The sequence below is a fragment of the Phycisphaeraceae bacterium genome (assembly GCA_019636735.1).
Classification (GTDB): Bacteria; Planctomycetota; Phycisphaerae; order Phycisphaerales; family SM1A02; genus VGXK01.
This window is the reverse complement of sequence record JAHBWY010000019.1, coordinates 1-10,526: the sequence shown is the minus strand read 5'-3', so window position 1 is coordinate 10,526 and position 10,526 is coordinate 1. Positions and strand designations below refer to the sequence as shown.

The window sequence follows — 10,526 nt, the reverse complement described above, 5'->3', positions numbered from 1 at the left end:
CCGGCCGGCGGAGTCGAAGCTCAGATCGATCCGATCGATCGTGGCGTCGATGTTCGAGGCGGTCGCGGTCATCCGTGAACTTGGATCGGTGCACGGTTTCCTGAGACACCCAATTGGGACTGGAGGACACAATGCCCGACATCATGAAGAGACCACGACATAGGCCGTCCTCCGCAGGTGCGGACAACGAGCACCGACAGGACAAGGGACGATGGTCGAGCGGACGCAAGGTCGAGATCGTGCGCAGCGTGGGAAACGGTGAGATCGCCGGTCTTGCAGAGCCGCACGGCTCCGGCCTCGCCAACCCTACGGACGGTCGGGGTCGCCGAATCCGTCGTCGGTGGGCAGGATCGGCTCACCGTCCATGTTCCTCATGACCACCTTGAACTGGTCGACGAGAAAGAGCGGCTTGACCGCCTCCTTCGCCAGCGACTCGATTCGACGCTGGAGCGCCGCGACAATCTCAGGATGCTCTGACGCACGGTCGTGCTCCTCCGCGGGGTCGGCCGACAGGTCGTACAACTCAATGCTGCTCGGGAGCGTCGTTCTCCAGATGAGCTTCCACTTCCCCTGGCGCACGGCGGCTCTGAACGGCTCGATGTTGTAGACCACCTCACTTCGGTTCGATGCAGCGCCGCGTGCAATGGTGCTCCATGCATTGACGCCATCCAGGGGTTGGCATCGCTCCGTCGGCGCTCCGGCAAGTGAGGCGAGCGTCGGATAGAGGTCGACCACATGAATGATCTCGTCGATGCGCCCGGGCTCGATGTGACCAGGCCAGTTCGCGAACGCGCAGACACGCGTGCCGCCCTCGTAGAGCGTGCCCTTGCCCTCGCGAAAGGGCGCGTTGTCGCAGGGAATGACCACCTTCGACATGTCGGCCATCACGCCCGCGAACATCGGGTTCCGGGTGCCCCCGTTGTCGCTCTGGAAGAGGATCAGGGTGTTGTCCCGAAGCCCCTTCTTCTCCAAAGCGGCCACGACGCGACCGACCTGTTCATCGAGACAGCTCACCATTGCGGCGTAGGTGCGTCGCGTGGGGTCGGCGATCGCCGCATAGCGTGCGATGAACTCCTCGGGCGCCTGATAGGGCGTGTGTGGTGCGTTGAAGGCAAGATAGAGATAGAAGGGGTGCCCGGCGCGCTGCCGGTCGATGTACTTCACCGCATCGTCACCGAGCAGGATCGTGGTGTATCCCGCCTCCCGGACAGGTTCGTTGTCGCGATACCAGTCGAGCACTCCGTGCTCCTCGTGCGTGAAGTAGTCGAGCTCGCCGATCATCGGCCCGTACTGGTAGTCAAAGCCCCGCTGGCGCGGCCACCACTTGCGATCGGCATGCCCGAGGTGCCACTTGCCGATGATCGCCGTGGCGTAGCCCGCCTCCTTGAGCGCTTGGGGAAGGAGCCACTCGCTGGTGTCCAGACCGTAGGCCGAGACCGAGGGAATGACCGCCGTCTGAAGGCCATACCGGAACGGGTACCGGCCCGTCAGGATCGCCGCGCGGGTCGGCGTGCACATGGGCTGGGCGTAGAACGCATCGAGGACGGCACCGCCTCGCGCGAGGGCGTCCAGGTTGGGTGTCTCGATGTCAGTGCAGCCGTTGAAGCCCACATCGCGCCAACCGAGGTCGTCGGCAATGATGTGCACGATGTTCGGACGGTCCGCCGCGAGCGCGACCATATGACTCCACACCACGGTGATGAGAACGACGAGTGCCGCGAGGGGCCGACGGATCATTGCATGAGGCTCCATGAAGGGGCGGATCAGCAGAAGTCTACTTCGACCAGCCGAGCCAATGGCATCGGTTCACCTCGCGTGAGCGGCGGCGATCGGGGTCCGGCCTCCGCGCCACAGGGTCGCCGTGGAGCGAGTTCCGCGCGAGCCGACCCACCCCCGGGGAGATCACCACACCCGCCATGCGCGTCCTTCGCCCGCGCCTCGGCATGGCCGACATCTTGATGCGCCCTTGATGCGCCGGCGTTGAATCGAGGCGCCGCCGTGAGCGACAGATGCCTGACAGCGCGCGTTGATTCTCCTGTCGCTTCAACCGCTCTGGACCGTGTCCACCACCACGACCTCGAACGGATCGGTGAATGCGATGCACAACTCGCCCAATCCGCTCACCGTGCTCGGTCCCCTGGCCGAGCACCTCCTGTTCGTCGGCCACTGACCGCCTATCGCGACGCACGCCCGCTCGAAGGAGCTTGTGGAACCATGCAGGCCTCACCATCAACACTCTGGTCCCCGGGACATGATGGTGCCATCCCTCGTCCGGTCGCTCCGTGCGCTCAATCCGCTCGCGATGCAGCGCAATCCGGTGATGTTCGTCGCCTGGCTCGGCGCCGCCCTCACGACGATCGAAGTGATCCGGACCCTCGCCCGTGGTGACATCGCCTCACTGAGCTTCGTCACCCTGGTGGCGCTCTTTCTCTGGCTCACCGTTTGGTTTGCCACCTTCGCCGAAGCGCTCGCCGAAGCGCTCGCCGAGGCGCGCGGTCGAGCGCAGGCCGACTCCCTTCGGTCCGCGCGTCACGAGGTCACTGCGCGGAAGCTCGGCGAACCCCCGCGAGCCGCTCAGATCACCAAGCCTCCGTCGAACATGCTCCGATGCGGCGACCATGTTCTCGTCGAGGCAGGCATGATCATTCCCGCCGACGGCGAAGTCGTCGAAGGCGTGGCGTCCGTGGATGAGTCGGCGGTTACCGGGGAGTCCGCGCCGGTCATCCGCGTGTCCGGGGGCGATCGCTCGGCGGTCACCGGCGGCACGCGGCTCCTGTCGGACTGGATCATCGTGCGCGTCACCGCCGACCCCGGCGAGGCCTTTCTCGATCGCATGATCTCGATGGTGGAGGGTGCCGCCCGGCAGAGGAGCTTCGGTTGACTCCCATCGAGTTCAAGCTCCTGTCGGAGCTGGCGCGCCATCCCGGCCGAGTCTTGACACACAAGGCGCTGCTCGAAGCGGTCTGGGGACCTCAGCGATTCAACGAGCCTCACCTTGTGCGCGTCCACATGGCGAACCTTCGCCGAAAGGTCGAGGCTGACACGGCTCGTCCCCGCTACCTGTTGACGGAGCCGGGAGTCGGCTACCGCCTGGCGGATGAGTGAGTGAGAGCGGTTCGACCAACCGCTTGCGTCCGTGCTTCGTTGGAACCGGGCCGTCGCCTCGCCCCCTGCGGCCGCCGTGCGGGCCGAGGGGGCCAGGGCTCAGCGCCGGTTCAGGGGCAGTTGCCCCAGGCGCCAAGCAGCACGCTGATGTCGGCACCGTTCACGACGCCATCGCCATTCAGATCAGCGCTGCCGCTGGTTCCCCACTGCCCAAGGATCATGCTCAGGTCCGCACCGTTCACAACACCGTCGTTGTTGAGGTCCGCCGGGCAGGGTGCACCGCAACTCAGCAGCACCGATCCTGTTCCCTGCTGCGCGTTGAAGCCGCCGATCCTGATGCGGTAGTTGTTACCGGCAACGACATTGACGGTGAGCTCGCTCGTCAGGCCGCAGCCGGCCGCGTCGTCGTTGCAGCCGAGCAGCACGCCCGAAAGGGTTGGCGAAGCGCTCGGGCACGAGAACCCGAATGCATTGGGTCCGTACACGGCGATCTTGGTGTCGAACTGCGCCATGCCGCAGGTGGAGACGAGCAGCGGTCCGGTGCAGGTCGCCTTGTAGATGTACCAGATGTCGGAGCCGATCTGGTTGTATCCGCCGATGTTGCAGCCGGTCACCGTGGGCCCGGTCGTTGTGGCCCCGACCGTGGTGAATGCCGTCGTGCCATTGAAGATCGGGAGCGCGTTCCCGCAGGTGTCATGCGGGATGTCGCCGCAGGTGACCAGGATGGTCCCGGTGCCTTGGGCGCCATTGGTGCCCCCGCCAAGTCGAATGCGATACACCTTGCCCGCCTCCACCAGCACGCTGGCCTTGGCCGTATCGCCGCATCCGGTTCCGCCGGTGCTGCATGCAAGCAGGACACCGCCGACCAGAGGCGAGCTCGAGGGGCACGAACCACCGAGGAAGCCGGGACCATACACGGCGATCTTCGTGTTGAAGTTCGCCGTGTTGCAGGTCGAGACGGTCATGTAGCCAGTGCAGGTCGCCGTCCAGCGGAACCAGATGTCCTTGAAGATCGTGTTGTAGCTGTCGATGTCGCAGAGCGACCCGGGCGTCGATCCGGTCGTCGCCGTTGCGGTGTTGAAGTTCTGCGCAACTCCGGTGGTGAGCGTGAGGGCTCCGCTGCACTCGTCGTTCTCCACGGTGCATGAGGCCCACGCGGCGTTGGCGCAGATGCCGTCCCACTGGTTGTTGCAGCAGAACGGGTCGGCAGCGCAGATGCTGGAGCAGCATGCCGACGACTGGCAACCCGGTGAGCCGTTGGCCGTGAAGCAGCTTCCCGCCCCACTGCTTCCGCAGCCGGCGCAGTTGGTGACCGCAAGGCTGGCGCAGATCGAATCCCAGGTGTTGTTGCAGCAGAATGGATCGAGCGGACAGACGGTCATGCAGCAGGCGTTGTTGCTGCACCCGGGCGAGCCGTTGCTCGCGTAGCAGTTGCCGCTCCCGGGGCAGACATCACCGAAGAGCGCTTCGATGACCGCCTTGTCAGCGCGCGGGATGCCATGGCCGAACTTGTTGTCCCAGCCGGCCGGGCCAAGATCCTTCGCGGTGTTCTGCAGAATCGTCAGCACGGCGGAAGGGGTCAGCGACGGCTTCGCCGAGAAGACCAGTCCTGCCACGCCGGCCGCGATCGGCGACGACGCCGAGGTTCCGTCGAACCATGTGTAGTTGCCCGAGGCGTACCCCGCCGAGCCGGTCCGGTCGGTCGTGTGCGTGTCGACGCCGGGCGCGGTGAACATCACCTGCGAGCCGAAGTTACTGAAGCTTGCAAGGTTGCCTGCGCCGTTGATCGCGGTCACGGCCTGCACCACGGTGAGGCTCGCCGGATAGGTCACTGCTCCGCCGTTGTCGTTGCCCGCGGAACCGAAGTGCAGCAGGCCGAACTGGGTGCCGAGGTAGGCGTTCGTGACGCTCGCGGCGACGCCGGTGACAAAGCTCGAGTTGGTCACCCGGGCGCCGTTGGCGAACGCCGCCCACACGCCATCGGCGATCCAGCTCGATTGACTGTTCCATCCCCATCCAGCCGTGTCGTCGTAGGCGATCTTGATCGAGATCGTGCGGCAGCCGGGGCAGACGCCCGCAACACCGATGCCGTTGTTCGCGGTGGCGGTGGCGAGTCCCGCGACGGCGGTGCCGTGGTTGTCGTAGGTGTGCGTCGGACCGCCCGTGCTCCCCTGCCCGGTCATGTCCATTCCGGCGACCTGATTGATGTCGGGATGATTCTGCTGGACGCCGTCGTCGAGGATCGCGATGCGAACATTCGCACTGCCCGTGACCAGATCCCATGCCTCGGGGGCGTTGACATCCATGTCGGCGACGAAGCCGAAGAACTGGCCGGTGTTGTGAAGCTGCCAGCAGTTGGTGAAGAGCGGATCGTTCGGGATCCACGCGGGATAGGCCTTCAACGCCATGTCGCACTCGGCGAACTCAACCGACGGGTGCATCGCGAGCGCGTTGGCACGATCAACCGCGACGAAGCCGTCGCGCGTCGCGGGCACGATCCGGTGAACGCCGGGGTGACGATCAAACTCAACAATGGTCCCGACGCCGAGGGCCGCCACGAGGGCCTGCGCGGAACGGTGATCGACGCCCTCGGCGAAGCCCGCGAGAATCGACGGAAGGACGATCATTGGTCCGCCGCGATCGTCAAGCATCACCGGTGCCACGAATCCCTCATGATCTGGTGGCAGGTCGGCATCGGCCTGGGCGGCCAGCGACGCAATCGTGTCGCGCAGCTGCTGGCCTCCGTGGGCGGCCGGAAGATCGATCAGCACGATGTCGCCGTGGCCCAGCTCCACCAGCGCCGGCTGAATGCCCAGCGCATCGAGCCTGAGGCGGAGGGCGTCGCGTGCGGCACCTGGAACCACGGCCGCCATCCGCCGGGGGTCGAGCGGTCGAACGATCGGCTCCTTGAAGTAGCGAACCATCAGTGTGTCGTGGGCACCAGCTCGCTGCGGCGCCGCCACCTGGGCGGCATGGCCAACAGGCGCAAGAACCGCTGCGACCAGAGGAAGCGAGATCGCGAGAGAGGACAGCCTGATTTTCTGCATGGAGAGCCCTTTCACTGTGGTGGAAAGGTACACACCAGACCCTTCCGATTGAACCCAAAAACTGGCCTTCGTCAGGAGAAGCGCAGAGGAGATGGCCAACCCCTAGAGGAATCTGCTGATTCCTGATGATCCCGATCCTCCGAATGTTGGTCGAGCCCTCGCACGGTGGCACTCCGCGCCCCTCTGGCATCACAACCGGGCCGTCATCGAGGTCGAGCGCACAAGACCGACCAGTTTCGCTCCATGCGGGAGATGATCCAGTGAAAGACCTGAGCCGGGGGCGATGGGCATCGGTCGGCCTTGGACCACGCCGATGAACGGAATCGATGCCGCCGTCATCGCCGCGTCACTCGCTGGCCATGAGGCGACCCGCCAGTGACCTGCATCGAGGTCATCGCGCACCTCGTCGAGCAGACGCCCGCCGCCGAGTTCGATCCCCTCGGTGCCCGGGGGCAGCTTCCCCGCCGCCCACAGCGCCGATGCCGTGCGTCCCACGCGCTCGCTGCCCCACCGCGCGACCGCAAGGTCGACATCGAGATTGCCGGTCCATGCGAGGACCATTCCGAGGTCCTCACTGGGAACCCGCTCTTCCAGCCATCGCAGGTCGGTGGCATCACCTCGAATTGCCTGCGCCCCCGCCGCTTCGGCCCGCGCCACATGCTCGCTGCGGGAGTCAACAAGCGTGACTCGCACACCGAGACGGCTGAGCACCGCCGCCGTCTCGACGGAGACCCGATCACCACCGACGATCAGCAGGCCCGAGGGCCGCCCCCCTCCCACTCCGAGCCATCGTGCCATGAGTGGCCCGACCAACGACGCCCAGACCACCGTGCCCACGATGGTGATGAACATCACGCGCTCAAGCGATGCCACATCGCGCACCAGGAAGTCAAGATCGACGATGGCGCCCGGCACGCGCTCCTTCCCCTGGGTCCTGGCAAAGGCCATGATGCTCTGCGCGATGATGACGGCCATGGACAGCGCCACGATGCCGCGAGGAGCGAAGATCGCTGCAAAGACGCGCTCCCTCGCCGAGAGCTGCGACCCCACGAGGCTCAGCGCGGCCGCAGCAGGCCGCACGACCGCGATCATGACCGCCACGAACGCCAGATCCCGCAGCCCGGTGCCGGCCAGCGAACTCACATCAAAGCGCGACGCGAGCAGGACCACGATCGAGCCGACGGTCAGGGTGGCCAACTGCTGCTTGAAGGCATGCAACTCCGCCACGCCGATCACGCGAAGATTCGCCAGACAGACCGCGGCGACGGTGGCCGCAACGAGGCCGGCTTCAGACGCGACCAATTCTCCGACTCCGACGGCCACCATGCAGACACCCACCGCCAGGAGGTTCAAGCCCTGGGGATGGATGCGCCCCCGCTCGCTCAATGATCGAGCCAGCATGTAGCCGAGCGCGCCGAAGGCAAGACCGACTGCAACTCCAGTCGCGATGGGAAAGCCGAGACGGCGCGCCGCATCAAGCAGCAGCGCCGGCTGTGCGGGGGTGATCGCCGCGCCCAGAATCGTTGCCAGCGCCACGATTGTGAGGAGCACGCCGATTGGATCGACCAGGACCGACTCGGCGCCAAGCACGGTCCTCAGGCGCGGTGTCACCCTGACTCGACGCAAGATCGGCTGGACGACCGTGGGGCCCGTGACCGTGAGCATGGCGCCGAGCAGGATGGCCACGCCGGGCCCCATTCCGAGTACCGACACCGCCGCACACGACCCAAGGAACCAGGTCATCACCACACCGATCGTGAGCAGAGCCGCCACCGCGCGTGGAGCTGACCGAAGCTCGCGCCAGCCCAGGTGAAGCGCGCCCTCGAAGATGAGCAGGCCGATGCCCAGCGTGATCAAGGGCGAGAGCATGGGCCCGAGTTCGCCTGCGTTGATCGCCTGGGCGCCAGAGTGCCCCAGCAGAAGCCCGGCGGCCATCAGAGGCAGAAGTGCCGGCATCCGCAGCCTGTCGCAACCCAACGAAACGAGTGCGCCGACGCCGAGGGCGAGCGCCATGGTGACCGTTGGCGAGGAGTGCATGCTGATCGGCGGCGAGTGTAAGGCGACGGTGCGGACCGCTCGGGCGGCGCTGGTTAGGCCAGACCGCGCAGGCCCGTGGATTGGCTCCGCGACTCGGCTCAACATTGGGCTTGCCGAGCCCCCCCGACCGATGTACTTTGTTGCAGGAAGAAGTGGGTGGTGCCGGGCCCTTGGCCGGCTGTTGATCGAGGAGGATCCAACTCGTGGATTCGAATGTCCCTCCTGAGCCGCGTGGTGGTGGTCGATCTCGACCTCCCCAGACTCGCAGTGCAGACTTGCGACGCAAGAAGCGCCTGCTTCAGATGATTGACATGGCGCAGGTGTACTTGGGTTGCTCGAAGGCCCAGGTCGCTCTCTCGTTGAATCGAGATCCCGCGAAGGTCGCTCCCGACAGCGGGAATCCGAAGCTGGATCTTGTTGTAGGGATGTCGCAATTGCTCGACTGGTCGGTGGGCGATGTCGCCGAAGCTCTGTGGATCGATCCCGTCGAGGAGGAGGTCGCTGAGGAGGACCTCTCGCACAGATCCTTTGATGACTTGAATCGCGAGGCGATCGAGGCCCATCGAGAGGGCAATCACAGGCTCATGCGTCGGATCGGTGAGTGCATGTGGCGATTGGCGAGAACCCCCGTCGAGCGTGGGAAGGCCGCCAACCGGATCATGGGCTCCTATGAGCAGGCTGGCCGCTATCAGAAGGCGTTGGAGTGGGCGCGCGTCGCCGCGAGTGAATCCGGGGTGAGCCGTGCGGCGCACCTCAACTACCTCGCGAACCTGAGCTCTGTGAACTACTCGAATTGGAACCTCCACGAAGCGGCTGGCATCGCTTCCGAGGTCCTGCAAGCCACTGCGGAGTCGACATGGGATGATCCGCTTGTGATGACCGCCAGATGCATGGCTGGATATGTCTCGGGCAATGCGCATCGACGTCTGATGGTGACCTTCCCCGAGCTGGCGGCGCAGCATGGCGCTCGCGCGATCAAGGATCTCACATTCGCGGAGGCCGGATATCGGAAGCTGGCCGTTGTTCGGAACTCAGACCACCACAATGCGATTGCAAACACTTGTTCAGGCGCATTGCTGGAGGTTCAAGTGCTGCTCGGGAGTCAGCCTGCAGTCGAGGCTGCGACCCACTTGCTCGCTGGACTCGATGCTGTCGTCGATCCTTCAACCATGCCCCGGGGGGACTGGCTCGAGAGCTGGGGCTGGTGGGCGGTATTCGGGTTCAATATCGCAGTCCAAAGAATGGATGGTGATGCGAAGCATCACTACGCCGCGATCTTCTCAACGAAAGCACTCGAGATTGCGGATCGGCTTGAGAATTGGGCCATTCGGGAGCGGGTGTTCAGCCTCGAGCATGACCTCAGATCGGGCCTCGGCGCGACCGTTGATATGTCAAAGAAAAAGTGGATCCTGGATCGCGACGAATTGAGGTCACTCTTGGGATCGATGGGGCGCTTTCCTTGGTTCCGACGCACCGGGTGGAAGATTCTCTCGAGTGCCGACATTGTTTAGGAAGACCATGAGTCAGCGCCATACTCATCTATCTACGCTCGGCATGCCGGATTCGCGGGGACGCTGTGGGCGTGTCTTTGCCGCCATCCTTCTGGGGCTCATCGTGAGCTTGCTCGCCGACGGGACATCGTTGTCAACAGCTCATGGATCAACCGCACCTCGGATGAGGGCGTGGTGGAAGACTCCATCATTCCATGTCTCTCAGGAACAGGAGTTCTTCCTCCGCGTCATGTCCGAGCACTACGGTCCGGCCTGGCTGTCATGGATGCCCGATGCCGCGATCTGGGATCACTGGCGTCGATTCCCCGCCCAGTTCGGACATGGCCCCGAAGCGCTCTTCCTTGCGTGGATGAATGCGAACTATGGGCCGGGCTGGCAGCACTGGGTGCCTTCGCCCGTGGTTCGAAGCCACTGGTACCGGCTGTTCAGCGAGTGAAGTTCGCGCGCGGGTTGATCTCTCAACTCCCAGGGCCGTGGTTGCGGCGCTCTTCGGTCGATCGGAGCCGCGCCCGCGTGATCCGGCCATCGCAGCGGTACGCTCCTTGAGTGGATGCGATCTGGTCCAGGCTGCCATTCGTCCAGAACATGGCGGGGTACCAGCGGTCATGGCTCGTTCCCGACACTGTCGGCGGCCTGAGCGCCTGCCTTGTCATGGTGCCGTCGGTCGTTGCGTACGCGGGACTTGCGGGACTCCCGCCCATCGCCGGTCTGTACGCGGCGCTCGCAGCGCTCATCGGCTACGGGCTCTTCGCCAGTTCGCGACAGGTGATCGCCGGACCTGACGCAGCACTGACGCTGCTGGTCGGCGTGGCCATAGCGCCACTGG

9 protein-coding genes are annotated in these 10,526 nt (G+C 65.1%); 6 read left to right on the top strand and 3 right to left on the bottom strand.

Translation table 11 applies throughout. The features are described from left to right. Nucleotides 1–306 precede the first annotated feature (306 nt). Nucleotides 307–1,737 (bottom strand): arylsulfatase, encoded by a 1,431-nt coding sequence (locus KF724_13745; GenBank protein MBX3356752.1) that lies wholly within the window; start codon nt 1,735–1,737, stop codon nt 307–309. Nucleotides 1,738–2,059: 322 nt separating this feature from the next. Here KF724_13745 and KF724_13740 point away from each other — a divergent pair, with 322 nt between their 5' ends. From KF724_13740 to KF724_13730, 3 genes are all read left to right on the top strand, one after another. Beyond that, nucleotides 2,060–2,170, top strand: a complete 111-nt coding sequence (locus KF724_13740) for a potassium-transporting ATPase subunit KdpA (GenBank protein MBX3356751.1) — start codon at nt 2,060–2,062, stop codon at nt 2,168–2,170. Between the two features lie 81 nt (nt 2,171–2,251). Continuing rightward, complete coding sequence (locus KF724_13735) at nt 2,252–2,881, top strand: hypothetical protein (GenBank protein ID MBX3356750.1); 630 nt, start codon at nt 2,252–2,254, stop codon at nt 2,879–2,881. Then, nucleotides 2,878–3,105, top strand: coding sequence for a winged helix-turn-helix domain-containing protein (locus tag KF724_13730; GenBank protein ID MBX3356749.1), 228 nt, complete (start codon nt 2,878–2,880; stop codon nt 3,103–3,105). The genes KF724_13735 and KF724_13730 overlap by 4 nt, the downstream gene beginning before the upstream one ends. 110 nt (nt 3,106–3,215) lie before the next feature. Here KF724_13730 and KF724_13725 read toward each other — a convergent pair whose 3' ends face one another. Together KF724_13725 and KF724_13720 are read right to left on the bottom strand one after the other, a co-directional pair. Further along, the gene (locus KF724_13725) at nt 3,216–6,152 is read right to left on the bottom strand and encodes a S8 family serine peptidase (protein MBX3356748.1); all 2,937 of its coding nucleotides are present in this window, start codon (nt 6,150–6,152) and stop codon (nt 3,216–3,218) included. A gap of 189 nt (nt 6,153–6,341) precedes the next feature. Beyond that, nucleotides 6,342–8,189 (bottom strand): cation:proton antiporter, encoded by a 1,848-nt coding sequence (locus KF724_13720; GenBank protein ID MBX3356747.1) that lies wholly within the window; start codon nt 8,187–8,189, stop codon nt 6,342–6,344. A 275-nt stretch (nt 8,190–8,464) separates the two neighbouring features. Here KF724_13720 and KF724_13715 point away from each other — a divergent pair, with 275 nt between their 5' ends. The 3 genes from KF724_13715 to KF724_13705 form a co-directional block, all read left to right on the top strand. After that, nucleotides 8,465–9,700 carry a hypothetical protein gene (locus KF724_13715; protein MBX3356746.1) on the top strand — a complete coding sequence of 412 codons (1,236 nt, stop codon included), beginning with the start codon at nt 8,465–8,467 and terminating at the stop codon, nt 9,698–9,700. Nucleotides 9,701–9,743: 43 nt separating this feature from the next. After that, nucleotides 9,744–10,136, top strand: a complete 393-nt coding sequence (locus KF724_13710; protein ID MBX3356745.1) for a hypothetical protein — start codon at nt 9,744–9,746, stop codon at nt 10,134–10,136. Between the two features lie 110 nt (nt 10,137–10,246). After that, on the top strand, nt 10,247–10,526 hold a 280-nt coding region (locus KF724_13705; protein ID MBX3356744.1), incomplete at its 3' end, for a hypothetical protein.